Genomic DNA, 23,427 nt, shown 5'->3' with positions numbered 1-23,427 from the left:
GGCATCGACCTGTCCCGGCGCGAGCCGGCCCCCCACCCCACCCACTAGCTAGCAGTACAGACGACGACATAGGGGACATAGTGCTCGACGTCAACTTCTTCGACGAGCTGCGCATCGGCCTCGCCACCGCTGACGACATCCGTCAGTGGTCGCACGGTGAGGTCAAGAAGCCTGAGACGATCAACTACCGCACCCTGAAGCCGGAAAAGGACGGGCTCTTCTGCGAGAAGATCTTCGGTCCGCAGCGGGACTGGGAGTGCTACTGCGGTAAGTACAAGCGGGTCCGGTTCAAGGGCATCATCTGCGAGCGCTGCGGCGTCGAGGTGACCCGGTCGAAGGTCCGTCGTGAGCGGATGGGGCACATCGAGCTCGCCGCTCCCGTGACCCACATCTGGTACTTCAAGGGCGTGCCGAGCCGGCTGGGCTACCTGCTGGACCTCGCCCCCAAGGACCTCGAAAAGATCATCTACTTCGCCTCGTACGTCGTGACCAGCGTTGACGCCGAGTCGCGTCACCGTGACCTCTCGACGATCGAGAACGAGATCCTGGCCGAGAAGCGGCAGGCCGAGAACAGCCGCGACTCGGAGATCGAGAAGCGGGCCACCAAGCTCGAGGCCGACCTGGCCGAGCTGGAGGCCGAGGGTGCCAAGGCGGACGTCCGGCGCAAGGTCAAGGAGGGCGGAGAGCGCGAGATGCGCCAGATCCGCGACCGGGCCCAGCGCGAGATCGACCGCCTGGACGAGGTGCTGGACACCTTCCGCAAGCTGGAGCCGAAGCAGCTCGTCACCGACGAACTGCTCTACCGCGAGCTGCGGGACCGGTTCGGCGAGTACTTCACCGGCGGCATGGGCGCCGAGGCCATCAAGGCACTGGTCCAGAACATGGACCTCGACGCCGAGGCCGAGAGCCTGCGCGAGACCATCCGCTCCGGCAAGGGCCAGCGGAAGATCCGGGCGCTCAAGCGGCTCAAGGTCGTCGCGGCGTTCCTGAACACCCGCAACTCGCCGCTCGGCATGGTGCTCGACTGCGTGCCGGTCATCCCGCCGGACCTGCGCCCGATGGTGCAGCTCGACGGTGGCCGCTTCGCGACCTCCGACCTGAACGACCTGTACCGCCGCGTGATCAACCGGAACAACCGCCTCAAGCGGCTGATCGACCTCGGCGCGCCCGAGATCATCGTCAACAACGAGAAGCGGATGCTCCAGGAGGCCGTCGACGCGCTGTTCGACAACGGCCGTCGCGGCCGGCCGGTCACCGGGCCGGGCAACCGCCCGCTGAAGTCGCTCTCCGACATGCTCAAGGGCAAGCAGGGCCGGTTCCGGCAGAACCTGCTGGGCAAGCGCGTCGACTACTCCGGCCGTTCGGTCATCGTCGTCGGCCCGAAGCTCAAGCTGCACCAGTGCGGCCTGCCCAAGCAGATGGCGCTGGAGCTGTTCAAGCCGTTCGTGATGAAGCGGCTGGTCGACCTCAACCACGCGCAGAACATCAAGTCCGCCAAGCGGATGGTCGAGCGGCAGCGGCCGGTCGTGTGGGACGTGCTGGAAGAGGTCATCGGCGAGCACCCGGTCCTGCTGAACCGGGCGCCGACCCTGCACCGCCTGGGCATCCAGGCCTTCGAGCCGCAGCTCGTCGAGGGCAAGGCCATCCAGATCCACCCGCTGGTCTGCACCGCGTTCAACGCCGACTTCGACGGCGACCAGATGGCGGTGCACGTGCCGCTGTCCGCCGAGGCCCAGGCCGAGGCGCGGATCCTGATGCTGTCGTCGAACAACATCCTCAAGCCCGCCGACGGCAAGCCCGTCACCATGCCCACCCAGGACATGGTCATCGGCCTCTACCACCTCACCCACCTCACGGCGGGCGAGAAGGGCGAGGGTCGGGCGTTCAGCTCGGACGCCGAGGCACGGATGGCGTACGACAACGGCGAGCTGCACCTCCAGGCCCCGGTGAAGATCCGCCTGCGTGGCGTGGTCGGGGTCGACAACGGTGCCGGCGCCGAGGCGTGGACCGCCCCGGAGGGCTGGGTCGAGGGCGAGCCGCTGACCGTGGAGACGACCCTCGGCCGGGTGCTGTTCAACGAGACGCTGCCGCAGGGCTACCGCTTCGTGAACTACGAGATCCGCAAGGGTCAGCTCTCCGCGATCGTCAACGACCTCGCCGAGCGCTTCCCCAAGGTGGCGCTGGCCGCCACCCTGGACGGGCTCAAGGAGGCCGGCTTCCACTGGGCCACCTGGTCCGGCGTGACGATCGGCATGGAGGACGTCATCGCCCCGCCGCGCAAGCGGGAGATCCTGGAGCGGTACGAGAAGGAAGCCGACCAGATCGACAAGCAGTACCAGCGCGGTCTGATGACCCCGGAGGAGCGTCGCGGCGAGCTCATCCAGATCTGGACCAAGGCGACGAACGAGGTCGCCAAGGAGATGGACACCGCCCTGCCGCAGGAGAACCCGCTGTGGAAGATGATCAACTCGGGTGCCCGCGGTAACCTCCTCCAGCTCCGGCAGATCGCGGCGATCCGTGGTCTGGTGGCCAACCCGAAGGGCGAGATCATCCCGCGGCCGATCAAGGCCAGCTACCGGGAGGGTCTGTCCGTGCTGGAGTACTTCATCTCCACGCACGGTGCCCGCAAGGGTCTCGCGGACACCGCCCTGCGTACCGCCGACTCGGGTTACCTGACCCGTCGTCTGGTGGACGTCTCGCAGGACGTCATCATCCGCGAGGAGGACTGCGGCACCGACCGCGCCATCCCGATGCAGATTGGTCAGAGGATCGACGCGAGCGGTCAGGAGGCCGCCGGAGGCGGCACCCTGGTCGTGCACGAGCACGCCGAGACCAGCGTGCACGCGCGGACGCTGGCCGACGACATCAAGGGGCCGGACGGCGTCGTCGTCGCCGAGCGCGGCCAGGACATCAACTCGATCCTGGTCGACAAGATCGTCGCCGCCGGGGTGGAGACGGTCCGGGTGCGCAGCGTGCTCACCTGCGAGTCGAAGCTGGGCGTCTGCGGTGCGTGCTACGGCCGTTCGCTGCCGACCGGCAAGACCGTGGACGTCGGCGAGGCGGTCGGCATCATCGCCGCCCAGTCGATCGGTGAGCCGGGTACGCAGCTGACGATGCGTACCTTCCACACCGGTGGTGTCGCGGGTGAGGACATCACCCAGGGTCTGCCCCGTGTCCAGGAGATCTTCGAGGCCCGGGTCCCGAAGGGCAAGGCGCCCATCGCCGACACCCCCGGTCGGATCCGGATCGAGGACGGCGAGCGCTCGCGGAAGATCATCGTGGTGCCGGACGACGGCAGCGACGAGATCGTCTACGACAAGATCTCCAAGCGGGTCCGGCTGCGGACCCACGACGGCGGTCACGTCGCGGTCGGTGAGAAGCTGACCGAGGGCACCATCGACCCGCACGAGCTGCTGCGGATCATGGGTCCGCGGGCGGTCCAGGTCCACCTGACCAGTGAGGTCCAGGAGGTCTATCGCTCGCAGGGTGTGCTCATCCACGACAAGCACATCGAGATCATCATCCGCCAGATGCTCAAGCGGGTGACGGTCATCGACTCCGGCTCGACCGAGTTCCTGCCGGGCGTGCTGGTCGACCGGGCGCTGTTCGAGTCGGAGAACCGCCGACTCGTCTCCGAGGGCGGCGAGCCCGCCGCCGGTCGTCCGGTGCTGATGGGTATCACCAAGGCCTCGCTGGCCACCGACTCCTGGCTCTCGGCGGCCTCCTTCCAGGAGACCACCCGGGTGCTGACCGACGCGGCGATCAACTCGCGCAGCGACTCGCTCGTCGGCCTCAAGGAGAACGTGATCATCGGTAAGCTCATCCCGGCCGGTACGGGCATCAGCAAGTACCGCAACGTCCGGGTCGAGCCGACCGAGGAGGCGAAGGCCAAGGTCTACTCGATGACCGGCTACCCGGAGACCGACTACGGCTTCGGGCCGGCCAGCGGCCAGGCGGTTCCGCTGGACGACTTCGACTTCGGGTCGTACCGCTAAGCAGCACGATCGACGAGGCCCCCGGCACCCGCCGGGGGCCTCGCCGCGTCCCGGGACCGGGGTGGCCCGTGCGGGCGCCGCGGCGGACCGGGCCGGGGCATGATGGTGGCATGACGACCGCACCCGGGCAGGCGCCCGTCGCCCAGCCGGGGCTGCCCCGCCACCCGCTCGACCCGGACCCGGCCCGGGCCACCAAGGCGCGGGCGGTCTTCGCACTGGGCCTGATCGGGGCGCTGACCGGCCTGTTCGTCGGTGGCGTGGTGCCGGCCACGGTGGCGCTCCAGCTCGCCCGCCAGGCGCGTCGGGAGGCGTACGCCTCGGGGGGTTTCCTGACCGGTGCCGCCTGGCTGCGCCGGGGGGAGCGGCTGGCCTGGGCGGGCCTGGTGCTGGCCGCCGTCAGCGTGGTGGCCGCGGTGGTGCTCGGGGTGGTCCGCCTCGCCGACACGCCCTACGGGCAGGACTTCGCCCCGAACGTGGACTGACCGACCGCCCGGGGGTGCCGGGTCGCGCCGGGCGCGGGCCGTCGGGCCGGCGGCGGTAGCCTGGCCCGGTGTCCGTCGCGCGGCGGTGGACGCCGAGACGTCGACAGGAGGACCCGTGACGGAACCGGCGCGCTACCCGGGCAGCGATCCCGTGGCGCCCCCCGCCGCGAATTCCGACGCCCTGCCCGGCGGGCCGCGGTGGGCGCGGCCCGACGCGGGCGAGGGCGCCCCGTCCGCGCCGGGGTACCCGCCGCCGGCGTCGCCCTGGGGTGCCCCGTCCGCGGGTGGGGACCCGCGCCCGTCGTCGGTGTCCCCCTGGGGAGCCTCGTCCGGGGCGGTGGGCCCGTCGCCGGCCGGGGGCCGGGGCCCGGCCCCGACGCCTCCGCCGCCGCGCGAGGCCGCCCGGCCGCCGAAGCGGGTCGACCCGGTCGCGGGTACGCCGTTCGGCGTGGTGCACCTCGACGTGCCGCCGGTCACCTCCGGCCTGGCCGTGGGCTCGCTGGTGGCCGGGATCGCCTCGACCCTGGTCGCGCTGCTGGTGATCTGCGTCGGCGCGGTCGGCGGAGTGGACGGCGCCTGGGCGGCCGGCGCCTTCACGGTGCTGGGTGTCCTGGCCGGCGCGGGCGCCGTGGTGGCCGGCCTGCTGGGGATGCGGCAGATCCGACGCCCGGCGGCCCCGCCGGCGGTCCGGTTCGCCGGGCGGGGCCTGGCGGTGGCCGGGGTCGGCTGCGGCGGGGCGGGACTGCTGCTGAGCCTGCTCGGCCTGGGGTTGGCGTTGCTGCTGGCGCTCGGGTGACGCCCGCGCCCCGCCGTGGGGCGTGACCACGGCCGTGACGGGGTCGACGGGCCGGTCCGTGGGGAAGCCGGTACACTTGGATCCGTAGGTGCCCACCACGGGCGGGTAGGCGTGACGGGTTCGATCGGCGGGCGGTGGACGCTCTGCCAGCCGCTCCGTTTTGACCTGTGCGGTTGTGGTAGGTACTCTTTCCCCTTGCGCCCGGGCAAGCCCGGGCGACTCGTGCGTGCGCTGGATCCGGTGAGCCGGAGTTCGCGTGGGAGCACGACAAAGAGCCAAAGACCCGGCGCGCGGCCTGCCGTGCGCCGGTGCAAGACCCGGTCGACATGCGCGAGCGTCGGCGCCGGGGCCGTGAGCTGGGCGACACGCCCGACCGCGGGTGCCGGGACCACCGTGAGGTGGCCCTGGTCGGAATGTAGGAGAGTCGGCCATCAGGTCGGCTACGGCAGACGGTGCGGCCGCCACCAGGCGGTCGAAGGGAGCGGAGAAACCCGGTGCCCACGATCCAGCAGCTGGTCCGAAAGGGCCGCCAGGCGAAGACGAGTAAGACCAAGACCCCGGCGCTGAAGGGTTCCCCTCAGCGGCGCGGCGTGTGCACCCGCGTGTACACCACCACCCCGAAGAAGCCGAACTCGGCGCTGCGCAAGGTCGCTCGTGTCAAGCTCAGCAGCCAGATCGAGGTGACCGCCTACATCCCGGGCGTCGGCCACAACCTGCAGGAGCACTCGATCGTGCTCGTCCGTGGCGGCCGTGTGAAGGACCTCCCCGGCGTGCGTTACAAGATCGTCCGCGGTTCGCTGGACACCCAGGGTGTCCGCAACCGCAAGCAGGCTCGCAGCCGTTACGGCGCGAAGAAGGAGAAGAGCTGACATGCCGCGCAAGGGACCCGCTCCGCGGAAGCCGCTGGTCGCTGACCCGGTGTACAACTCGCCGCTGGTCACCCAGCTGGTGAACAAGATCCTCCTGCGCGGTAAGCGTCAGCTCGCCGAGCGCATCGTCTACGCCGCCCTCGAGGGCTGCCGTGAGAAGTCCGGCACCGACCCGGTCGTCACCCTCAAGCGGGCGATGGACAACGTCAAGCCGACCCTCGAGGTGCGCAGCCGCCGCGTCGGTGGCGCCACCTACCAGGTCCCGGTCGAGGTCCGCCCCGCCCGGGCGACCACCCTGGGCCTGCGCTGGCTGGTCACCTACTCCCGCGCCCGTCGCGAGAAGACCATGATCGAGCGGCTGATGAACGAGCTGCTGGACGCGAGCAACGGCCTCGGTGCCGCCGTCAAGCGGCGCGAGGACACCCACAAGATGGCCGAGTCCAACAAGGCCTTCGCGCACTACCGCTGGTAACACCCTGGTTCCGGCGCCCTCGTGGCGCCGGAACCGCCACCAGTTGTGTCGAGACGACGATAAGTAGGGATTGAAGTGGCCGCCGCAGACGCGCTCGCCAACGTACGCAACATCGGCATCATGGCCCACATCGATGCCGGTAAGACCACCACCACCGAGCGGATCCTCTTCTACACCGGCATCACGTACAAGATCGGTGAGGTCCACGAGGGCGGTGCCGTCATGGACTGGATGGAGCAGGAGCAGGAGCGTGGTATCACCATCACCTCCGCTGCTACCAAGTGTGAGTGGAAGGGCCACACGATCCAGATCATCGACACGCCCGGCCACGTCGACTTCACGGTCGAGGTCGAGCGGTCGCTGCGGGTGCTGGACGGCGCGGTCGCGGTCTACGACGGCGTCGCCGGCGTGGAGCCGCAGACGGAGAACGTCTGGCGGCAGGCGGACAAGTACAACGTCCCCCGGATGTGCTTCGTCAACAAGCTCGACCGGACCGGTGCCGACTTCTTCCGCTGCGTGCAGATGATGATCGACCGGCTCAACGCCACCCCGCTGGTCCTCCAGATCCCGATCGGCGCCGAGTCCGACTTCATCGGCGTGGTCGACCTGGTCGAGATGCGGGCCCTCACCTGGCGCGGCGAGACGCAGAAGGGTGAGGACTACGCGATCGAGGAGATCCCGGCCGACCTCGTCGACTCCGCCGCGGAGTGGCGCGAGAAGCTGATGGAGACCCTGGCCGACGTCGACGACGCGGTGATGGAGAAGTACCTGGAGGGCGAGGAGATCTCCGTCGAGGAGATCAAGGCCGCCATCCGTCGGGCCACCATCGACGGCAAGGCCAACCCGGTCCTCACCGGCACCGCCTTCAAGAACAAGGGCATCCAGCCGATGCTCGACGCGGTCGTCGCGTACCTGCCGTCGCCGCTGGACATCCCGGCGATCGAGGGTACGGCCACCGACGGCGAGACCCCGATGCAGCGGAAGCCGTCGAAGTCGGAGCCCTTCTCGGGCCTTGCCTTCAAGATCCAGACGGACAAGCACCTCGGCAAGCTCACCTACGTCCGGATCTACTCCGGCACGCTCGAGTCCGGCTCCCAGGTGGTCAACTCCACCAAGGACCGCAAGGAGCGGATCGGCAAGATCTACCAGATGCACGCCAACAAGCGGGAAGAGCGCAGCTCGGCCCAGGCTGGCGACATCATCGCGGTGCAGGGTCTCAAGCAGACCACCACCGGTGACACGCTGTGCGACCCGGCGAACCCGGTCATCCTGGAGTCGATGACCTTCCCGGAGCCGGTCATCGAGGTGGCCATCGAGCCGAAGACCAAGGCCGACCAGGAGAAGCTCAGCACCGCCATCCAGCGGCTGGCCGAGGAGGACCCGACCTTCCGCGTCAAGCTGGACGACCAGACCGGTCAGACGGTCATCTCCGGCATGGGCGAGCTGCACCTGGACATCCTGGTCGACCGGATGCGCCGCGAGTTCAACGTCGAGGCCAACATCGGCAAGCCGCAGGTGGCGTACCGCGAGACCATCCGCCGCAAGGTGGAGAAGGTCGAGTACACCCACAAGAAGCAGACCGGTGGTTCCGGCCAGTACGCCCGGGTGATCATCAGCCTGGAGCCGCTGCCGCTGGGCAACGACGCCCCGACCTACGAGTTCGCCAACGCGGTGACCGGTGGCCGCATCCCCCGGGAGTTCATCCCGTCGGTGGACGCGGGCGCGCAGGACGCCATGCAGTACGGCATCCTCGCCGGCTTCCCGCTGGTGGGTGTCAAGCTGACGCTGGTGGACGGCCAGTACCACGAGGTCGACTCGTCGGAAATGGCATTCAAGATCGCCGGCTCGATGGCGATGAAGGAGGCGGCCCGCAAGGCCGACCCCGCGCTGCTCGAGCCGATGATGGCCGTTGAGGTCACCACTCCTGAGGAGAACATGGGTGACGTCATCGGCGACCTCAACTCCCGCCGCGGCATCATCCAGGCGATGGAGGAGCGCAGCGGCGCCCGCGTCGTCCGGGCTCTGGTGCCGTTGTCGGAGATGTTCGGCTACGTCGGCGACCTGCGGTCGAAGACCCAGGGCCGGGCTAGCTACAGCATGCAGTTCGACTCCTACGCCGAGGTTCCGGCCTCGGTCGCGAAGGAGATCATCGCCAAGGCGACGGGTGAGTGACCCTCACCTGACGTGATCGATGATCCGGGGCGGTCGCGGGAGGGTGTTCCCGCCCGCGGCCACCTCGGTCGGGATGCGTGAGACCGGGCCTGTAGGCTTCATCGCCGCAGAACCCACCAAAGCTCTCCGGCCGTCAGGCCGGAAAGGCTGTCGACAGAGTCCTAAGCGCCGACCGGCGCGCCGGGGCGAACGAACCAAGAATGTCCACAGGAGGACCCAGTGGCGAAGGCGAAGTTCGAGCGGACTAAGCCGCACGTCAACATCGGCACCATTGGTCACATCGACCACGGTAAGACGACGCTGACGGCGGCCATCACCAAGGTCCTGCACGACCAGTACCCGGACCTGAACCCGTACACGCCGTTCGACGAGATCGACAAGGCGCCGGAGGAGAAGGCCCGCGGCATCACGATCTCCATCGCGCACGTCGAGTACCAGACCGAGGCGCGGCACTACGCGCACGTCGACTGCCCCGGTCACGCCGACTACATCAAGAACATGATCACCGGTGCCGCGCAGATGGACGGCGCGATCCTGGTGGTCGCGGCGACCGACGGCCCGATGCCGCAGACCCGCGAGCACGTGCTGCTGGCCCGCCAGGTCGGCGTGCCGTACATCGTCGTGGCGCTCAACAAGAGCGACATGGTCGACGACGAGGAGCTCCTGGAGCTCGTCGAGCTCGAGGTCCGTGAGCTGCTGTCGAACCAGGACTACCCGGGTGACGACCTGCCGGTCGTCCGGGTCTCCGCGCTGAAGGCCCTCGAGGGTGACCCCGAGTGGACCGGCAAGCTGCTGGACCTGATGACCGCGGTCGACACCGCGATCCCGCAGCCGGAGCGCGAGACCGAGAAGCCGTTCCTCATGCCGATCGAGGACGTCTTCACGATCACCGGTCGTGGCACGGTCGTCACCGGTCGCGCGGAGCGCGGCGTGCTCAAGCCGAACGAGGAGGTGGAGATCGTCGGCATCCGCGAGAAGTCGATGAAGACCACCTGCACCGGCATCGAGATGTTCCGCAAGCTGCTCGACGAGGCCCGCGCGGGCGAGAACGTCGGTCTGCTGCTGCGTGGCATCAAGCGCGAGGACGTCGAGCGCGGCATGGTCGTCATCAAGCCGGGCACCACGACCCCGCACACGGAGTTCGAGGCGACGGTCTACATCCTCTCCAAGGAGGAGGGCGGCCGGCACACCCCGTTCTTCCAGAACTACCGTCCGCAGTTCTACTTCCGGACCACGGACGTCACCGGTGTCGTCACGCTCCCCGAGGGCACCGAGATGGTCATGCCGGGTGACAACACCACCATGACGGTGAAGCTGATCCAGCCCATCGCCATGGAGGAGAACCTCAAGTTCGCGATCCGCGAGGGTGGCCGCACCGTCGGCGCCGGGTTCGTCACCAAGATCATCAAGTGAGCTAGGTAACCCCGATTAGACCCGCCGCCGGTCGTGCGGCATACTAGTCAGGTTGCGTAACGACAGTTCGCTGCCTGTGTTCGGCTTTCGCTGAACCTCCGGGTGGCAGGACGGTCGAGCGTAGGGTGGTTGGCGGCCCGTCCGCCAACCACCCTCGCACGGCGTTCAGGTCGCGGTAGTGCGATCGACGCCTTGACCCACCGCGCGGTCAGAGTCGCTCCGGAGTCCCGGGGCGGAGCCTGGCCCGAGGGCGCGACACGCCCGACCGCGGGGGTCGGCGAAGTGGGCCTGTGCCAGCCGGTACAGGCGCCCGCAACACAGCGGCATCGAGAGAAGGAACAGAAGCCACCATGGCGGGACAGAAGATCCGCATCCGGCTCAAGGCCTATGACCACGAGGTCGTCGACTCCTCGGCTCGGAAGATCGTCGAGACGGTGACGCGTACCGGGGCGCAGGTCGCGGGCCCGGTGCCGCTGCCCACGGAGATCAACCGTTTCTGCGTTATCCGCTCGCCGCACAAGTACAAGGACTCGCGCGAGCACTTCGAGATGCGCACGCACAAGCGGCTGATCGACATCATCGACCCGACCCCGAAGACGGTCGACTCGCTCATGCGCCTCGACCTGCCGGCTGGCGTCGACATCGAGATCAAGCTGTAGGGACCGGACAAATGGACAGGCAAGTCAAGGGGATCCTGGGCGCAAAGCTCGGCATGACCCAGGTCTGGGACAACAACCGTGTTGTCCCGGTGACCGTGGTCGAGGCCGGCCCGTGCGTCATCAGCCAGGTTCGTAGCGCCGAAAAGGACGGTTACTCCGCGGTCCAGCTGGCGTACGGCACGATCGACCCGCGCAAGGTCAAGAAGCCGATCAGCGGGCACTACGCGAAGGCCGACGTCGCGCCGCGTCGCCACATCGTCGAGCTGCGCACCGCCGACGCGGCGGACTACACGCTCGGCCAGGAGATCACGGTCGAGGAGTTCCCGGCCGGCGTCTCGATCGACGTGACCGGCAAGACCAAGGGCAAGGGCTACGCCGGCCCGATGAAGCGGCACGGCTTCCACGGTCTGCGCGCCAGCCACGGTGTCGAGCGCAAGCACCGCTCGCCGGGCTCGATCGGCGCCTGCGCCACCCCGGGTCGTGTCTTCAAGGGCACCCGGATGGCCGGCCGGATGGGTGGCGTGCGCTACACCGTCCAGAACCTGACCGTCCAGGCGGTCGACACCGAGAACAACCTCCTGCTCGTCCGCGGCGCCATTCCCGGCCCCAAGGGCGCGCTGGTCCTGGTCCGTACCGCGGCCAAGACCAAGGCGAAGAAGGGCGGTGCGGCCAAGTGACCACCGTTGACGTCCTCACCGTCGAAGGCTCCAAGAGTGGCTCTGTCGAGCTGCCCGCCGACATCTTCGACGTCCAGGCCAACGTCGCGCTGATGCACCAGGTCGTGGTGGCTCAGCTCGCGGCGGCCCGGCAGGGCACCCACAAGGTCAAGACCCGCGGCGAGGTCGCCGGTGGCGGCAAGAAGCCGTACAAGCAGAAGGGCACCGGTCGCGCCCGGCAGGGCTCGATCCGCGCGCCGCAGTTCGCCGGCGGTGGCGTCGTGCACGGCCCCGTGCCGCGCGACTACAGCCAGCGGACCCCGAAGAAGATGAAGGCCGCCGCCCTGCGTGGCGCCCTCTCCGACCGGGCCCGCGCCGGGCAGGTGCACGTCGTCGAGGCGTTCGTCTCGGGCGAGAAGCCGTCGACGAAGGCCGCCCTGGCCACGCTGGCGAAGCTGACCGAGGCCCGCCGGGTCCTGGTCGTGCTGAGCAGCACCGACGAGCTGAACTGGGTGTCGCTGCGCAACGAGCCGCGGGTGCACCTGATCGAGGCCGGCCAGCTCAACACGTACGACGTGCTGGTGGCCGACGACGTGGTCTTCACCAAGGACGCCCTGGACGAGTTCCTGGGTGTTCCCGCCGAGACCACCGAGGAGGGTGGCAAGTGAGCACGATCGCCGACCCGCGCGACATCATCGTTGCGCCGGTCGTCTCGGAGAAGAGCTACAGCGAGCTGAACCGCAACTGGTACACCTTCCTGGTGCACCCGGACGCGAACAAGACCGAGATCAAGATCGCGATCCAGCAGATCTTCGACGTCCGCGTCCTGACGGTCAACACGCTCAACCGCCAGGGCAAGCGCAAGCGGACCAAGACCGGTTTCGGGCAGCGTAAGGCCACCAAGCGGGCGATCGTGAAGCTGGCTGACGGTGACCGTATCGAGGCCTTCGGCGGCCCGGTCAGCTGAGGGGTGTAGACAATGGCTATCCGTAAGTACAAGCCGACGACGCCGGGCCGGCGTGGCTCCAGCGTCGCCGACTTCGCTGAGATCACCCGGTCGACGCCCGAGAAGTCGCTGCTGGCTCCGCTGCCGAAGAAGGGCGGGCGTAACGCCCACGGCCGGATCACCGCGCGGCACCACGGTGGCGGTCACAAGCGCCAGTACCGTCTGATCGACTTCAAGCGGGTCGACAAGGACGGCGTGCCGGCGAAGGTCGCCCACATCGAGTACGACCCGAACCGCACCGCGCGCATCGCGCTGCTGCACTACGCCGACGGCGAGAAGCGTTACATCCTCGCGCCGAAGGACATGAAGCAGGGCGACCGCGTCGAGTCGGGTCCGGGCGCGGACATCAAGCCGGGCAACAACCTGCCGCTGCGCAACATCCCGGTCGGTACCACGATCCACAACGTGGAGCTGCGTCCGGGCGGCGGCGCCAAGCTGGCCCGTTCGGCCGGCGTCGGCATCCAGCTGCTCGGCCGTGAGGGCGTGTACGCGACCCTGCGCATGCCGTCCGGCGAGATCCGGCGGGTCGACGTCCGCTGCCGCGCCAGCATCGGCGAGATCGGCAATGCCGACCAGTCGAACATCAACTGGGGCAAGGCCGGCCGCATGCGGTGGAAGGGCAAGCGCCCGACCGTCCGTGGTGTCGCCATGAACCCGGTCGACCACCCGCACGGTGGTGGTGAGGGTAAGACCTCCGGTGGTCGCCACCCGGTCAACCCGCAGGGTAAGCCCGAGGGCCGCACCCGTCGTAAGGGCCAGCCGAGTGACCGGCTGATCGTCCGCCGCCGCTACGCCACGCGTAAGCGCGGCTGAGGGAGATAAGACATGCCTCGCAGCCTGAAGAAGGGCCCGTTCATCGACGACCACCTGCTCAAGAAGGTGGAGACGCAGAACGACAAGGGCTCGAAGAACGTCATCAAGACCTGGTCGCGGCGCTCGACGATCATCCCCGAGATGCTGGGCCACACGATCGCCGTGCACGACGGACGCAAGCACGTCCCGGTGTTCGTGACCGAGGCGATGGTCGGGCACAAGCTCGGCGAGTTCGCGCTGACCCGCACGTTCAAGGGTCACGAGAAGGACGACCGGAAGAGCCGTCGGCGCTGACGCCGCGGGCATACGGATAGAGGAACAAGGGGTTACAGCGATGCCAGGAAAGGGCGACGCTCCGGTGCTTCCGGGCGCGCGGGCGGTTGCGCGACACGTGCGCATCTCGCCGATGAAGGCGCGCCGGGTGGTCAACCTCGTCCGCGGTTTGCCCGCGAAGGAGGCGCTCACGGTGCTGCAGTTCGCGCCGCAGGCGGCGAGCGAGCAGGTGTACAAGGTGCTCGCTAGCGCGATCGCCAACGCGGAGAACAACGAGCGGCTGGACCCCGACGCGCTGCTCGTCAGCGAGGCGTACGTCGACGAGGGCCCGACCATGAAGCGGTTCCAGCCGCGGGCGCAGGGCCGGGCGTACCGGATCCGCAAGCGCACCTGCCACATCACCGTCGCGGTCGAGGCGGTGGCGCCGGCCGCGCCGAAGAAGGCGGCCGCGAAGAAGGCGGCCCCGGCGAAGCAGGCGGAGCCGGCCGAGACGGCCGAGACGCAGAGCAAGACGGAGGGCGCCGAGTAATGGGTCAGAAGGTTCACCCGCACGGGTTCCGGCTCGGCATCTCGACCGACTGGAAGTCCCGCTGGTTCGCGGACAAGCTCTACAAGGACTACATCGGCGAGGACGTCAAGATCCGCCGCATGATGTCCAAGGGCCTCGAGCGCGCCGGCATCTCCAAGGTCGACATCGAGCGCACCCGGGACCGGGTCCGCGTCGACATCCACACCGCCCGGCCGGGCATCGTCATCGGCCGTAAGGGTGCGGAGGCCGACCGGATCCGCGGCGAGCTCGAGAAGCTGACCGGCAAGCAGGTCCAGCTGAACATCATCGAGGTGAAGAACCCCGAGTCGGACGCGCAGCTCGTCGCACAGGGTGTGGCCGAGCAGCTCTCCAGCCGGGTCAGCTTCCGTCGGGCGATGCGCAAGGCCATGCAGTCCGCGATGAAGAACCCGGTCTGCAAGGGCATCCGGGTCCAGGTCTCGGGTCGTCTCGGCGGCGCCGAGATGAGCCGGACCGAGTTCTACCGCGAGGGCCGGGTCCCGCTGCACACGCTGCGGGCCAACATCGAGTACGGCTTCTTCGAGGCCCGTACGAGCTTCGGCCGGATCGGCGTCAAGGTCTGGATCTACAAGGGCGACGCGGTGCCGGGTCGGGAGACCCCGGCCGAGGCGCCGGCACGCCCGCGCCGTGACCGTGGCGACCGCCCGGAGCGGCCGCGCCGTGGCCGGTCCGGCTCGTCCGGCACGACCGCCGGCGGTACCGAGGCCGGCAGGGCCGCCGCCGCGACGACCATCGCGCAGCAGGCCGAGACGCCGAGTGGTGACGCGGTGGATCCCGCCGCCGTCGCCGCCGCGGCAGAAACGCAGCAGGAGGGCTGACAGATGCTGATGCCGCGCAAGCCCCCGAAGGGCTTCCGCAAGCCGCACCACCCGGACCGCAGTGGCGCGTCCAAGGGTGGTAACCGGGTGGTGTTCGGCGAGTTCGGGATCCAGGCTCTCGAGCCGGCGTACGTGACGAACCGCCAGATCGAGTCGGCGCGTATCGCGATGACCCGCCACATCAAGCGTGGTGGCAAGGTCTGGATCACGATCTTCCCGGACCAGGCTCTCACCAAGAAGCCGGCGGAAACCCGGATGGGTTCCGGTAAGGGTTCGCCCGAGTGGTGGGTCGCCAACGTCAAGCCGGGGCGGGTTCTCTTCGAGATGTCCTTCCCCAACGAGCAGATCGCGCGAGAGGCGATGCGTCGCGCGATCCACAAGCTCCCGATGAAGTGCCGCATTGTTACGCGCGAAGTGGGTGAATCCTGATGGCAGCGGGCGTTAAGGCCTCCGAGCTGCGTGAGCTCTCCGAGGAGGAGCTGGTCACGAAGCTGCGCGAGGCCAAGGCGGAGCTGTTCAACCTCCGCGTGCAGGCCGCGACCGGCCAGCTGGACAACAACCGGCGGCTGCAGGTCATCCGTCGGGAGATCGCCCGGATCTACACGATCATGCGTGAGCGCGAGCTGGGTCTCTCGGCCGCGCCGACTGAGGTGACTACATCATGAGCGAGAACACCACCGCCGCCGCGCGGGCCCGCCGTAAGGTGCGTGAGGGCCTCGTGGTCAGCGACAAGATGGAAAAGACCGTCGTCGTCGAGGTCGAGGACAGGGTCAAGCACGCGTTGTACGGCAAGATCATGCGCCGTACCCGCAAGTTGAAGGTGCACGACGAGCAGAACACCGCCGGCATCGGCGACCGGGTGATGATCATGGAGACCCGGCCGCTGTCCGCCACGAAGCGGTGGCGGCTCGTGGAGATCCTGGAAAAGGCCAAGTAGCGAAGGCTCGAGCTCGCCCGGCGTCAGTCGGGCGCGGGTTCCGCCAGGCTCCGGCCGCCGTGCGCGGCCGGAGAACCGGCAGACATAGGAGATAGACGTGATTCAGCAGGAGTCGCGACTGCGCGTCGCCGACAACACGGGTGCCCGGGAGATCCTGTGCATCCGGGTTCTCGGTGGCTCCGGTCGGCGCTACGCGAGCATCGGCGACGTCATCGTGGCCACCGTCAAGGACGCGATCCCAGGTGCCGGTGTGAAGAAGGGCGACGTCGTCAAGGCCGTCGTCGTTCGCACCGCCAAGGAGAGGCGGCGGCCGGACGGGTCGTACATCCGCTTCGACGAGAACGCCGCCGTCATCATCAAGGACGGCGGGGACCCGCGCGGTACCCGTATCTTCGGCCCGGTGGGTCGGGAGCTGCGGGACAAGCGGTTCATGAAGATCATCTCTCTCGCGCCGGAGGTGTTGTGACCGTGAAGGTCAAGAAGGGCGACACGGTCGTCGTCATCGCCGGCAAGGACAAGGGTGCCAAGGGCAAGGTCATCGCGGCCTACCCGCGGCAGGACAAGGTCCTGGTCGAGGGCGTGAACCGGGTCAAGAAGCACACCCGCATCAGCACCACCCAGCGTGGCGCCAAGACCGGTGGCATCGTCACCCAGGAGGCCCCGATCCACGTCTCGAACGTGCAGGTCCTGGACTCCGACGGCAAGCCGACCCGCGTCGGTTACCGGATCGACGAAAACGGCCAGAAGGTCCGCATCGCGCGTAGCACCGGTAAGGACCTGTGATGACCACGGCTACCGAAACCAAGACCATGCCGCGCCTCAAGGAGCGGTACCGCAACGAGATCGTGGCGCAGCTGCAGGAGCAGCACAACTACGGCAACCCCATGCAGGTGCCGCGGCTGGTCAAGATCGTCGTCAACATGGGTGTCGGCGAGGCGGCCCGGGACGCCAAGCTGATCGACGGCGCCGTCCGGGACCTGGCCACCATCACCGGCCAGAAGCCGCAGGTGCGGCGGGCGACCAAGTCCATCGCGCAGTTCAAGCTCCGCGAGGGCATGCCGATCGGCGCGAAGGTGACCCTTCGCGGCGACCGGATGTGGGAGTTCCTGGACCGGCTGCTGTCCATCGCGCTGCCGCGTATCCGTGACTTCCGTGGTCTGGACGGGCGCAAGCTCGACGGGCACGGCAACTACACGTTCGGTCTGACCGAGCAGTCGGTGTTCCACGAGATCGACCAGGACAAGATCGATCGGCAGCGGGGCATGGACATCACGGTGGTCACGACCGCCACGACCGACGACGAGGGCCGGGCGCTGCTCAAGCTCCTGGGCTTCCCGTTCAAGGAGAACTGAGATGGCCAAGAAGGCGCTGATCCACAAGGCGGCCGCGAAGCCGAAGTTCTCGGTTCGCGCGTACACCCGCTGCCAGCGGTGCGGGCGTCCCAAGGCGGTCTACCGCAAGTTCGGTCTCTGCCGGGTCTGCATCCGGGAGATGGCCCACCGCGGTGAGCTGCCGGGCGTTTCCAAGGCTTCCTGGTAAGGGCGACCGCGTCCCGGCCTGGCGGCCGGGACCCCTTGCACCGATCACGTATTGCTCTTCGCCGTAGGCCCGGGGCGGAAGGCCCCGGGAACCCCGGCGAGAAAGGCTGACGAAATCCATGACGATGACCGACCCGATCGCAGACATGCTCACGCGTCTGCGTAACGCCAACCAGGCGTACCACGACCGGGTGACGATGCCCTACTCGAAGATCAAGGCGAACATCGCCGAGGTCCTCAAGGCCGAGGGCTACATCGCCACCTGGTCGGTCGAGGAGCCCGAGGAGGGCGCCGTCGGCAAGCGACTGGTCGTCGAGCTGAAGTACGGCCAGAACCGGGAGCGGAGCCTGGCCGGCATCAAGCGAGTGTCCAAGCCCGGTCTGCGGGTTTACGCCAAGTCGGACGGGCTCCCGCGGGTGCTCGGCGGGCTGGGCGTGGCGATCATTTCGACGTCCCAGGGGCTGCTCACCGACCGGCAGGCCCGCAAGCGGAGCGTTGGCGGGGAAGTCCTCGCCTTCGTCTGGTAACGGGAGACAGGTAGAAATGTCGCGTATTGGACGTAAGTCGATCCCGGTGCCAGCCGGCGTCGACATCACGATCGACGGGCAGACCGTCAAGGTCAAGGGCCCGAAGGGCGAGCTCTCGCACACCCTGGCCGAGCCGATCACGATCGACCGGGCCGAGGACGGGCAGCTGAACGTCAACCGCCCGAACGACGAGCGCAAGGCCAAGGAACTGCACGGCCTCAGCCGTACCCTGGTCGCCAACATGATCGTCGGCGTCACCGAGGGCTACCGCAAGAGCCTGGAGATCGCCGGCACCGGTTACCGCGTGACCGCCAAGGGCCAGGACCTGGAGTTCGCGCTCGGGTTCTCGCACCCGGTGCACGTGACGGCGCCCGCCGGCATCACCTTCACGGTGGAGAAGCCGACGCTGTTCCACGTGGCCGGCATCGACAAGCAGCTTGTCGGTGAGGTCGCCGCCAACATCCGGAAGATCCGCCCGCCGGAGCCCTACAAGGGCAAGGGCGTGAAGTACCAGGGCGAGGTCATCCGCCGCAAGGCTGGAAAGGCAGGTAAGAAGTGAGCGCCACGCTGCTCAAGCGCCGCCGCGGCGTCGCCGCCAAGCGTGCCGTCGGGCGTGCGCGCCGGCACTTCCGGGTCCGCAAGAACGTCAGCGGCACCGCCGAGCGTCCCCGCCTCGTGGTCACCCGCTCCCTGCGGCACATCGTCGCCCAGATCGTGGACGACACCAAGGGTCACACCCTGGCGTCGGCCTCGACCCTGGACGCCTCGCTGCGCGGCGCGGAGGGCGACAAGAGCGCCCTGGCCGGCAAGGTCGGCGCCCTGCTCGCCGAGCGGGCCAAGGCCGCCGGCGTCTCCAAGGTCGTCTTCGACCGCGGTGGCAACCGGTACGCGGGGCGGGTAGCCGCGCTTGCCGACGCCGCCCGCGAAGCCGGGCTCGAGTTCTAGAAACCCCGTCACGAGAGAGAAGGAAGGCTGCTGATGCCAGGTCAACAGCGCCGTGGCGGCGGGTCCGGTGGCAACGAGGGTGGTCGCCGCGACAACCGCCGTGAGGGCGGCCGCGGAAACGCGCCCGTCGAGAAGACCCCGCACCTCGAGCGGGTCGTCGCGATCAACCGCGTCGCCAAGGTCGTGAAGGGTGGTCGTCGCTTCAGCTTCACCGCCCTGGTGATCGTGGGCGACGGCGACGGCACCGTCGGTGTGGGCTACGGAAAGGCCAAGGAGGTGCCCGCGGCCATCGCCAAGGGCGTCGAGGAGGCCAAGAAGCACTTCTTCAAGGTGCCGCGGATCGCCTCCTCGATCCCGCACCCGGTGACGGGTGAGGCCGCGGCCGGTGTGGTGCTGCTCAAGCCGGCGTCCGCCGGTACGGGTGTCATCGCCGGCGGTCCGGTGCGTGCCGTGCTGGAGTGCGCGGGTATCCACGACGTGCTCTCCAAGAGCCTCGGTTCGTCGAACCCGATCAACATCGTGCACGCCACCGTGGCGGCGCTGAAGGGGCTCGAGTCCCCCGAGGCCGTCGCCGCCCGTCGTGGCCTGCCGGTCGAGGACGTCGCGCCGGCCGCCATGCTGGCGTCGCGGGCGGGGGTGGCTTCCTGATGGCTCGCCTGAAGGTCACCCAGGTCCGGTCCGGGATCGGGACCAAGCAGAACCAGCGTGACTCGCTGCGTTCGCTCGGTCTCAAGCGGATCAACGACGTGGTGGTCAAGGAGGACCGTCCGGAGATCCGCGGCATGATCTTCACGGTCAACCACCTCGTGAAGGTCGAGGAGGTCGAGTAATGACGATCAAGGTCCACCACCTGCGCCCGGCGCCCGGTGCCAAGACCGCGAAGACCCGCGTGGGTCGCGGTGAGGGCTCCAAGGGCAAGACCGCCGGTCGCGGTACCAAGGGTTCCAAGGCCCGCAAGAACATCTCGGCGGCGTTCGAGGGTGGGCAGATGCCCATCCACATGCGCCTGCCGAAGATGAAGGGCTTCAAGAACAAGTTCAAGGTGGTCTTCCAGGTGGTCAACCTGGACCGGCTCGCCGAGCTGTTCCCGAACGGCGGCCAGGTCGGCCCGCTCGAGCTGGTCGAGGCCGGCGCGGTCCGCAAGGGCCACCCGGTCAAGGTCCTCGGCACCGGGGACCTCGGCGGGGTCGCCCTCCAGGTGTCGGCGCACGCGTTCAGCGCGTCGGCCAAGGAGAAGATCACTGCCGCCGGTGGCTCCGTCACCGAGCTGTAAGGGCTGTACGACCATGGCGCCCGCTCAGTTGTCGCAACTGGGCGGGCGCCATGGTCTGCCTGGCACGTGTGCGCCGGGTAACATCGGATTCGGTTTATGTAGCCGGGCACATCTGCCCGGACCGGGATCGGGCTGTTAGAGTCCCTTCCCAGCCATGGATATCGGGCACTCGCCCGGCACCCGACCCGCCCCGCCAGGGATCACCGGCGGCCCGCCTCGCGCAGGAGGAAGAAGTTGCTGTCCGCCTTTCTCAGTGCGTTCCGTACGCCTGACCTGCGCAAGAAGCTGCTGTTCACAGTAGGCATCATCGCGGTCTACCGGCTCGGGGCGACGCTGCCCAGCCCGGGCGTCTCGTACGGCAACGTCCAGAAGTGCATCGACGCCATGGAGAACGGCTCCACGGGCGTGATGAACCTGCTCAACCTCTTCTCCGGCGGCGCGCTGCTGCAGCTATCGGTCTTCGCGCTGGGCATCATGCCCTACATCACAGCGTCGATCATCCTGCAGCTGCTGACCGTGGTGATCCCGCGGCTGGAGCAGCTCCGCAAGGAGGGCCAGTCCGGCCAGGCGAAGATCACCCAGTACACCCGCTACCTGACCCTGGGCCTGGGTGTCCTCCAGGCGTCGGCGTTCGTGGCGCTGGCCCGCTCCGGGCAGCTCTTCAACAACCAGTGCGACCAGTTCCCGATCATCCCCGAGGGGACCGGCATCCCGGACTGGCTGACGCTGAGCCTCCTGGTCATGACGATGACCGCCGGCACCGGTGTGGTGATGTGGCTCGGTGAGCTGATCACCGACCGGGGCGTCGGCAACGGCATGTCCGTCCTGATCTTCACCTCGATCGCCGCCCGGCTCCCCAGCGAGGGCTGGCAGATCAAGCAGACCGGCGGCTGGGGCAAGTTCCTGCTCGTCATCGCGCTGGTCCTGGTGGTCATCACCGCGGTCACCTTCATCGAGCAGGCGCAGCGCCGGATCCCGGTGCAGTACGCCAAGCGCATGATCGGCCGGCGGATGTACGGCGGCACCTCGACCTACATCCCGCTGAAGGTCAACCAGGCGGGTGTCATCCCGGTCATCTTCGGCTCGTCGCTGCTCTACCTGCCGCAGCTGGCGCTCCAGTTCTTCGACCAGAACAACCCGGGCAAGACCCAGGCGTGGATCCAGAACAACCTGGTCGACCCGACCAGCCCGATCTACATCGCGGTCTACTTCCTGCTGATCATCTTCTTCACGTACTTCTACGTCTCGATCACGTTCAACCCGACCGAGGTCGCGGACAACATGAAGAAGTACGGCGGCTTCGTGCCGGGCATCCGCCCCGGCAAGCCGACCGCCGACTACCTCGACTTCATCCTCAGCCGGATCACGCTGCCGGGTGCCCTCTACCTGGGCATCATCTCGATCCTGCCGAACTTCTTCTTCATCTGGCTGGACAAGCAGCAGTACCTGAACTTCCCGTTCGGCGGCACCGCTGTGCTGATCATGGTTGGCGTCGGTCTGGAGACCACCAAGCAGATCGAGAGCCAACTGATGCAGCGGAACTACGAAGGGTTCCTGCGGTAGATGAGACTCGTTCTGGTTGGCCCGCCGGGTGCGGGCAAGGGCACGCAGGCCGAGTTCATCGCCGCGCACCTCTCGGTTCCGAAGATCTCCACCGGCGACATCTTCCGGTCGAACGTCTCGCAGGGCACCCCGCTCGGCGTCGAGGCGAAGCGCTACATGGACGCCGGGGAGCTGGTGCCCGACGAGGTCACGATCAACATGGTGCGGGACCGGCTCGCCGAGCCGGACGCCTCCGAGGGCTTCCTGCTCGACGGCTTCCCGCGCACCACGCCGCAGGCCGCCGCGCTGGACAAGCTCCTCGCCGACCTGGGCACCGCGCTGGACCTGGTGCTGGAGCTGGTCGTCGACGACGACGAGGTGATCCGGCGGCTCTCCGGCCGGCGCACCTGCCGGGGCTGCGGCAAGATCTGGCACGTCGAGTTCGACGCCACCTCGCGTGAGGGCATCTGCGACCGGTGCGGCGCCGAGCTGTTCCAGCGCGACGACGACAAGCCGGAGACCATCGCCACCCGCCTGCGGGAGTACGCGGACAAGACCGCGCCGCTGGTCGACTACTACGGCGCCCAGGGCAAGCTGGTGGGCATCGACGCCACGGGCCCGGTGGAGGACGTCACCGTCCGCGCCATCGACGCCCTGCGGTCGTACGGCGGCTGACGTCCCGCCGGGCTCCGGCGGATAGAGTGCGAAGAGCGGGGTACGTCCGACGTGCCCCGCTCTTCGGCATCGGCAACGAAAGGTAACGGCTCCATGCGTCGTCCCCAGCTGGACATCCAGCTGAAGACCCCTGACCAGATCGAGAAGATGCGGGCCGCCGGGCTGGTGGTCGCCGCCGCGCTGCGTCGGATGCGGGAGGCGGTCGCCCCCGGGGTCACCACCGCCGACCTGGACGCCATCGCCGAGTCGACCATCCGCGAGGCCGGTGCCGTCCCCTCCTTCAAGGGCTACCACGGCTTTCCCGCGTCGATCTGCTCGTCCGTCAACGAGCAGGTCGTGCACGCCATCCCGTCGGCGCAGCAGGTGCTCCGCGACGGCGACCTGATCTCCATCGACTGCGGCGCGGTGCTCGACGGCTGGCACGGCGACGCCGCCATCACCGTCGGCGTGGGCGAGGTCGACCCGGCGCTGCTGAAGATGGCCGCGGTGGCCGAGGACGCCATGTGGGCGGGCATCGCCGCCGCCGCCCGTGGCGCGGCCAGCGGCAAGGGCCGGCTCACCGACATCTCGCACGCCGTGGAGGACGCGGTACGCAAGGGCGGGCGGTACGGCATCGTCGACGGCTACGGCGGGCACGGCATCGGCACCGAGATGCACCAGGACCCGCACGTGCTCAACCACGGGCGGCCGGGCAAGGGCCCGCGCCTGGTGCCGGGCATGGCGCTGGCGATCGAGCCGATGATCACGATGGGTTCGCCCCGGACGGTCGAGCTCTCCGACGGCTGGACCGTGATCACCCGGGACCGGTCGATGGCGGTGCACGTCGAGCACACGATGGCGCTGCTCCCGGACGGCGTCTGGGTGCTCACCGCGCCGGACGGCGGGCGCGCCCGCCTGGGCGAGCTGGTCACCTCCCGCCAGCCCGCGGACCCGTCGACGGCGACCCGCAGCCGCCCGGCCACCGCCTGACGGTCGGCGGTCGGCGGCCCGCATCCCGC

31 protein-coding genes are annotated in these 23,427 nt (G+C 68.7%); all 31 read left to right on the top strand.

The window, feature by feature from the left end:
- Window positions 1–80: 80 nt before the first annotated feature.
- The 31 genes from ACSNN9_RS20685 to map all read left to right on the top strand — a co-directional run bounded on the left by ACSNN9_RS20685 (window position 81) and on the right by map (window position 23,398).
- Window positions 81–3,995, top strand: coding sequence for a DNA-directed RNA polymerase subunit beta' (locus ACSNN9_RS20685; protein WP_436674948.1), 3,915 nt, complete (start codon window positions 81–83; stop codon window positions 3,993–3,995).
- 110 nt (window positions 3,996–4,105) lie between these two features.
- Window positions 4,106–4,477, top strand: coding sequence for a hypothetical protein (locus ACSNN9_RS20680; RefSeq protein WP_358091971.1), 372 nt, complete (start codon window positions 4,106–4,108; stop codon window positions 4,475–4,477).
- Window positions 4,478–4,925: 448 nt separating this feature from the next.
- A complete protein-coding gene (locus ACSNN9_RS20675) occupies window positions 4,926–5,273 on the top strand; it encodes a hypothetical protein (RefSeq protein ID WP_436674947.1) in 348 nt (115 codons plus the stop codon).
- A 494-nt stretch (window positions 5,274–5,767) separates the two neighbouring features.
- Window positions 5,768–6,142, top strand: a complete 375-nt coding sequence (gene rpsL / locus ACSNN9_RS20670; RefSeq protein WP_014440718.1) for a 30S ribosomal protein S12 — start codon at window positions 5,768–5,770, stop codon at window positions 6,140–6,142.
- Between the two features lies 1 nt (window position 6,143).
- Entirely contained in the window at window positions 6,144–6,614 is a 471-nt protein-coding gene (rpsG, locus tag ACSNN9_RS20665) for a 30S ribosomal protein S7 (protein WP_077938296.1), read from the top strand.
- A gap of 75 nt (window positions 6,615–6,689) precedes the next feature.
- On the top strand, window positions 6,690–8,786 hold the full coding sequence (gene fusA / locus ACSNN9_RS20660) for an elongation factor G (RefSeq protein WP_436674946.1): 2,097 nt from the start codon (window positions 6,690–6,692) through the stop codon (window positions 8,784–8,786).
- A 219-nt stretch (window positions 8,787–9,005) separates the two neighbouring features.
- A complete protein-coding gene (gene tuf / locus ACSNN9_RS20655; RefSeq protein ID WP_088998349.1) occupies window positions 9,006–10,199 on the top strand; it encodes an elongation factor Tu in 1,194 nt (397 codons plus the stop codon).
- A gap of 350 nt (window positions 10,200–10,549) precedes the next feature.
- Window positions 10,550–10,858, top strand: a complete 309-nt coding sequence (gene rpsJ, locus ACSNN9_RS20650) for a 30S ribosomal protein S10 (RefSeq protein ID WP_007073037.1) — start codon at window positions 10,550–10,552, stop codon at window positions 10,856–10,858.
- A gap of 11 nt (window positions 10,859–10,869) precedes the next feature.
- Window positions 10,870–11,535 (top strand): 50S ribosomal protein L3, encoded by a 666-nt coding sequence (rplC, locus tag ACSNN9_RS20645; RefSeq protein WP_357872457.1) that lies wholly within the window; start codon window positions 10,870–10,872, stop codon window positions 11,533–11,535.
- Complete coding sequence (gene rplD, locus ACSNN9_RS20640) at window positions 11,532–12,182, top strand: 50S ribosomal protein L4 (RefSeq protein WP_101412800.1); 651 nt, start codon at window positions 11,532–11,534, stop codon at window positions 12,180–12,182. Before rplC ends, rplD begins: the two co-directional genes overlap by 4 nt.
- The gene (rplW, locus tag ACSNN9_RS20635; RefSeq protein ID WP_088998352.1) at window positions 12,179–12,481 is read left to right on the top strand and encodes a 50S ribosomal protein L23; all 303 of its coding nucleotides are present in this window, start codon (window positions 12,179–12,181) and stop codon (window positions 12,479–12,481) included. The genes rplD and rplW overlap by 4 nt, the downstream gene beginning before the upstream one ends.
- Before the next feature lie 12 nt (window positions 12,482–12,493).
- The gene (rplB, locus tag ACSNN9_RS20630; protein ID WP_091627702.1) at window positions 12,494–13,333 is read left to right on the top strand and encodes a 50S ribosomal protein L2; all 840 of its coding nucleotides are present in this window, start codon (window positions 12,494–12,496) and stop codon (window positions 13,331–13,333) included.
- 12 nt (window positions 13,334–13,345) lie between these two features.
- Window positions 13,346–13,627, top strand: coding sequence for a 30S ribosomal protein S19 (gene rpsS, locus ACSNN9_RS20625; protein WP_088647003.1), 282 nt, complete (start codon window positions 13,346–13,348; stop codon window positions 13,625–13,627).
- Between the two features lie 40 nt (window positions 13,628–13,667).
- On the top strand, window positions 13,668–14,135 hold the full coding sequence (gene rplV, locus ACSNN9_RS20620; RefSeq protein WP_088998354.1) for a 50S ribosomal protein L22: 468 nt from the start codon (window positions 13,668–13,670) through the stop codon (window positions 14,133–14,135).
- Entirely contained in the window at window positions 14,135–14,992 is an 858-nt protein-coding gene (gene rpsC, locus ACSNN9_RS20615; RefSeq protein WP_357872461.1) for a 30S ribosomal protein S3, read from the top strand. Before rplV ends, rpsC begins: the two co-directional genes overlap by 1 nt.
- 3 nt (window positions 14,993–14,995) lie before the next feature.
- On the top strand, window positions 14,996–15,421 hold the full coding sequence (rplP, locus tag ACSNN9_RS20610; protein WP_007465292.1) for a 50S ribosomal protein L16: 426 nt from the start codon (window positions 14,996–14,998) through the stop codon (window positions 15,419–15,421).
- Window positions 15,421–15,657 carry a 50S ribosomal protein L29 gene (rpmC, locus tag ACSNN9_RS20605; RefSeq protein ID WP_436674945.1) on the top strand — a complete coding sequence of 79 codons (237 nt, stop codon included), beginning with the start codon at window positions 15,421–15,423 and terminating at the stop codon, window positions 15,655–15,657. The genes rplP and rpmC overlap by 1 nt, the downstream gene beginning before the upstream one ends.
- A complete protein-coding gene (gene rpsQ, locus ACSNN9_RS20600) occupies window positions 15,654–15,929 on the top strand; it encodes a 30S ribosomal protein S17 (RefSeq protein WP_121399889.1) in 276 nt (91 codons plus the stop codon). The genes rpmC and rpsQ overlap by 4 nt, the downstream gene beginning before the upstream one ends.
- 97 nt (window positions 15,930–16,026) lie before the next feature.
- Window positions 16,027–16,395 (top strand): 50S ribosomal protein L14, encoded by a 369-nt coding sequence (gene rplN / locus ACSNN9_RS20595; RefSeq protein ID WP_007465279.1) that lies wholly within the window; start codon window positions 16,027–16,029, stop codon window positions 16,393–16,395.
- On the top strand, window positions 16,392–16,712 hold the full coding sequence (rplX, locus tag ACSNN9_RS20590) for a 50S ribosomal protein L24 (RefSeq protein WP_172896341.1): 321 nt from the start codon (window positions 16,392–16,394) through the stop codon (window positions 16,710–16,712). Before rplN ends, rplX begins: the two co-directional genes overlap by 4 nt.
- The gene (gene rplE / locus ACSNN9_RS20585; RefSeq protein WP_123240579.1) at window positions 16,712–17,281 is read left to right on the top strand and encodes a 50S ribosomal protein L5; all 570 of its coding nucleotides are present in this window, start codon (window positions 16,712–16,714) and stop codon (window positions 17,279–17,281) included. The genes rplX and rplE overlap by 1 nt, the downstream gene beginning before the upstream one ends.
- A gap of 1 nt (window position 17,282) precedes the next feature.
- Complete coding sequence (locus ACSNN9_RS20580; RefSeq protein ID WP_088998358.1) at window positions 17,283–17,468, top strand: type Z 30S ribosomal protein S14; 186 nt, start codon at window positions 17,283–17,285, stop codon at window positions 17,466–17,468.
- 118 nt (window positions 17,469–17,586) lie between these two features.
- Window positions 17,587–17,994 (top strand): 30S ribosomal protein S8, encoded by a 408-nt coding sequence (gene rpsH, locus ACSNN9_RS20575; RefSeq protein ID WP_013288624.1) that lies wholly within the window; start codon window positions 17,587–17,589, stop codon window positions 17,992–17,994.
- A 16-nt stretch (window positions 17,995–18,010) separates the two neighbouring features.
- Entirely contained in the window at window positions 18,011–18,553 is a 543-nt protein-coding gene (rplF, locus tag ACSNN9_RS20570) for a 50S ribosomal protein L6 (protein ID WP_436674944.1), read from the top strand.
- On the top strand, window positions 18,550–18,939 hold the full coding sequence (gene rplR / locus ACSNN9_RS20565; protein WP_088960261.1) for a 50S ribosomal protein L18: 390 nt from the start codon (window positions 18,550–18,552) through the stop codon (window positions 18,937–18,939). Before rplF ends, rplR begins: the two co-directional genes overlap by 4 nt.
- A gap of 33 nt (window positions 18,940–18,972) precedes the next feature.
- Entirely contained in the window at window positions 18,973–19,587 is a 615-nt protein-coding gene (gene rpsE / locus ACSNN9_RS20560) for a 30S ribosomal protein S5 (RefSeq protein ID WP_007073019.1), read from the top strand.
- Complete coding sequence (gene rpmD / locus ACSNN9_RS20555) at window positions 19,587–19,769, top strand: 50S ribosomal protein L30 (protein ID WP_074314584.1); 183 nt, start codon at window positions 19,587–19,589, stop codon at window positions 19,767–19,769. The genes rpsE and rpmD overlap by 1 nt, the downstream gene beginning before the upstream one ends.
- Window positions 19,769–20,212, top strand: a complete 444-nt coding sequence (gene rplO, locus ACSNN9_RS20550) for a 50S ribosomal protein L15 (protein WP_121399885.1) — start codon at window positions 19,769–19,771, stop codon at window positions 20,210–20,212. The genes rpmD and rplO overlap by 1 nt, the downstream gene beginning before the upstream one ends.
- A 234-nt stretch (window positions 20,213–20,446) precedes the next feature.
- On the top strand, window positions 20,447–21,775 hold the full coding sequence (gene secY, locus ACSNN9_RS20545) for a preprotein translocase subunit SecY (protein WP_132230908.1): 1,329 nt from the start codon (window positions 20,447–20,449) through the stop codon (window positions 21,773–21,775).
- A complete protein-coding gene (locus ACSNN9_RS20540) occupies window positions 21,776–22,429 on the top strand; it encodes an adenylate kinase (RefSeq protein WP_091627746.1) in 654 nt (217 codons plus the stop codon).
- A 93-nt stretch (window positions 22,430–22,522) separates the two neighbouring features.
- Window positions 22,523–23,398 (top strand): type I methionyl aminopeptidase, encoded by an 876-nt coding sequence (map, locus tag ACSNN9_RS20535; protein ID WP_436674943.1) that lies wholly within the window; start codon window positions 22,523–22,525, stop codon window positions 23,396–23,398.
- The last annotated feature ends 29 nt before the right edge of the window (window positions 23,399–23,427 follow it).

The sequence above is a fragment of the Micromonospora sp. URMC 107 genome (assembly GCF_051386315.1).
In the GTDB taxonomy this organism is placed as follows: domain Bacteria; phylum Actinomycetota; class Actinomycetes; order Mycobacteriales; family Micromonosporaceae; genus Micromonospora.
This window is presented reverse-complemented; position numbering and strand designations above follow the sequence as displayed.

What these genes read in the sequence shown, in the direction of transcription:
- rplF (WP_436674944.1), top strand. Translation starts at nt 18,011, where the DNA reads ATGTCGCGTATTGGACGTAAGTCGATCCCGGTGCCAGCCGGCGTCGAC.
- rpsQ (WP_121399889.1), top strand. Translation starts at nt 15,654, where the DNA reads ATGAGCGAGAACACCACCGCCGCCGCGCGGGCCCGCCGTAAGGTGCGT.
- rpsC (WP_357872461.1), top strand. Translation starts at nt 14,135, where the DNA reads ATGGGTCAGAAGGTTCACCCGCACGGGTTCCGGCTCGGCATCTCGACC.
- rplP (WP_007465292.1), top strand. Translation starts at nt 14,996, where the DNA reads ATGCTGATGCCGCGCAAGCCCCCGAAGGGCTTCCGCAAGCCGCACCAC.
- ACSNN9_RS20580 (WP_088998358.1), top strand. Translation starts at nt 17,283, where the DNA reads ATGGCCAAGAAGGCGCTGATCCACAAGGCGGCCGCGAAGCCGAAGTTC.
- ACSNN9_RS20540 (WP_091627746.1), top strand. Translation starts at nt 21,776, where the DNA reads ATGAGACTCGTTCTGGTTGGCCCGCCGGGTGCGGGCAAGGGCACGCAG.
- rpmD (WP_074314584.1), top strand. Translation starts at nt 19,587, where the DNA reads ATGGCTCGCCTGAAGGTCACCCAGGTCCGGTCCGGGATCGGGACCAAG.
- rplC (WP_357872457.1), top strand. Translation starts at nt 10,870, where the DNA reads ATGGACAGGCAAGTCAAGGGGATCCTGGGCGCAAAGCTCGGCATGACC.
- rplO (WP_121399885.1), top strand. Translation starts at nt 19,769, where the DNA reads ATGACGATCAAGGTCCACCACCTGCGCCCGGCGCCCGGTGCCAAGACC.
- rplB (WP_091627702.1), top strand. Translation starts at nt 12,494, where the DNA reads ATGGCTATCCGTAAGTACAAGCCGACGACGCCGGGCCGGCGTGGCTCC.
- rplV (WP_088998354.1), top strand. Translation starts at nt 13,668, where the DNA reads ATGCCAGGAAAGGGCGACGCTCCGGTGCTTCCGGGCGCGCGGGCGGTT.
- rplE (WP_123240579.1), top strand. Translation starts at nt 16,712, where the DNA reads ATGACCACGGCTACCGAAACCAAGACCATGCCGCGCCTCAAGGAGCGG.
- rpsE (WP_007073019.1), top strand. Translation starts at nt 18,973, where the DNA reads ATGCCAGGTCAACAGCGCCGTGGCGGCGGGTCCGGTGGCAACGAGGGT.
- rpsS (WP_088647003.1), top strand. Translation starts at nt 13,346, where the DNA reads ATGCCTCGCAGCCTGAAGAAGGGCCCGTTCATCGACGACCACCTGCTC.
- map (WP_436674943.1), top strand. Translation starts at nt 22,523, where the DNA reads ATGCGTCGTCCCCAGCTGGACATCCAGCTGAAGACCCCTGACCAGATC.
- rpsJ (WP_007073037.1), top strand. Translation starts at nt 10,550, where the DNA reads ATGGCGGGACAGAAGATCCGCATCCGGCTCAAGGCCTATGACCACGAG.
- rpsH (WP_013288624.1), top strand. Translation starts at nt 17,587, where the DNA reads ATGACGATGACCGACCCGATCGCAGACATGCTCACGCGTCTGCGTAAC.
- rpmC (WP_436674945.1), top strand. Translation starts at nt 15,421, where the DNA reads ATGGCAGCGGGCGTTAAGGCCTCCGAGCTGCGTGAGCTCTCCGAGGAG.
- ACSNN9_RS20680 (WP_358091971.1), top strand. Translation starts at nt 4,106, where the DNA reads ATGACGACCGCACCCGGGCAGGCGCCCGTCGCCCAGCCGGGGCTGCCC.
- rpsG (WP_077938296.1), top strand. Translation starts at nt 6,144, where the DNA reads ATGCCGCGCAAGGGACCCGCTCCGCGGAAGCCGCTGGTCGCTGACCCG.